The organism is Amycolatopsis sp. NPDC051758 (assembly GCF_044453095.1).
GTDB lineage: Bacteria > Actinomycetota > Actinomycetes > Mycobacteriales > Pseudonocardiaceae > Amycolatopsis.
In genome coordinates, this window is the sequence record NZ_JBITCJ010000035.1 from 1 (window position 1) to 1,268 (window position 1,268).

1 protein-coding gene is annotated in these 1,268 nt (G+C 66.2%); it reads left to right on the forward strand.

Annotation, left to right across the window (positions count from 1 at the left end; genetic code table 11):
• The first annotated feature begins 67 nt into the window (after nt 1-67).
• Nucleotides 68-1,227, forward strand: a protein-coding gene (locus tag ACIA5G_RS53820; RefSeq protein ID WP_395938370.1) for an IS3 family transposase whose coding sequence is annotated in 2 segments (ribosomal slippage) — nt 68-346 and nt 349-1,227 — 1,158 coding nt in all. Because the reading frame shifts where the segments join, the coding sequence is not laid out codon by codon here.
• Nucleotides 1,228-1,268 lie beyond the last annotated feature (41 nt).

Sequence of the window (1,268 nt, forward strand, 5' to 3'; positions counted from 1 at the left end):
GGGGCTGCCCAGGGTCTGGTTGACACCTCACGTGTGAGGCTTCGGCCTCGCCTGGAAGGATGTCATCGTGCCCAAGCCCTACCCCCGTGAGTTCCGTGACGACGTGGTCGCCGTGGCCCGTCGCGGTGAGACCCCGTTGAAGCAGGTCGCGAAGGATTTCGGGATCTCCGAGTCGTGTCTGGCCAACTGGTTGCGCGCCGCCGATATCGAGGACGGCACCCGGCCGGGCGTGACCCGGGATGAGTCCGCCGAGCTGCGGGACCTGCGTAAACGCAACCGGCTGCTGGAGCAGGAGAACGAGGTCCTGCGCAAGGCGGCCGCCTACCTGGCGCAGGGCAACCTGCCGGGAAAATAGCGTTCCCGCTCGTCCGTGAACTGGCCGCGGCCGGCGCCCCTGTGCGGGTGCCGGTCGCGGTGACGTGCCGGGTGCTGGGGTTCTCCCGGCAGGCCTACTACCAGTGGTGTTCGTCCCCGGTCTCGCAACGCGACTTCGACGACGCGCATCTGATCAACGCCGCCCTGGAGATCCACGCCGACGACCCGGCCGACGGGTACCGGTTCATCGCCGACGAACTCGCCCGACAGGGCTTCACCGCCTCGGAGAACCGCGTGTGGCGGATCTGCTCCATGCAACAGATCTTCTCATTGCACGCCAGGAAGAAAGGCCGCTCCCGTAAGTCGGGGCCGCCGGTGCACGACGACCTCGTCCGCCGCGACTTCACCGCCACCGCACCGAACACCAAGTGGCTGACCGATATCACCGAGCATCCCACCGGTGAAGGCAAGCTGTATCTGTGCGCGGTCAAGGACTGCTACTCCAACAAGATCGTCGGGTATTCCATCGCCGACCACATGCGAGCCTCACTCGCCGTTGGCGCGTTGCGCAACGCCATCGCACTGCGCGAGCCACACGGCGTCGTGGTCCACTCCGACCGCGGAGCCCAATTCCGATCAGCGGCCTACCGGCGCCTGCTGCACGCTCGTGGGCTGACCGGGTCGATGGGGAGGGTCGGGGCGTGCGGTGACAACGCTGCGATGGAGTCGTTCTTTTCGTTGCTGCAAAAGAACGTTCTCGATACCCGGCGGTGGCGCACCCGCGAGGAGCTCCGGTTGGCGATCGTGTCCTGGATCGAGACGAAGTACCACCGCAAACGCCGGCAACGCGCCCTGGGCAAGCTCACCCCAGTCGAGTTTGAGACCATCTACACCACCGCAGCAGCGGCCTGAAAATAGTCAGCTCCGGTGTCAACCGAAGTCTGGGCAGACCC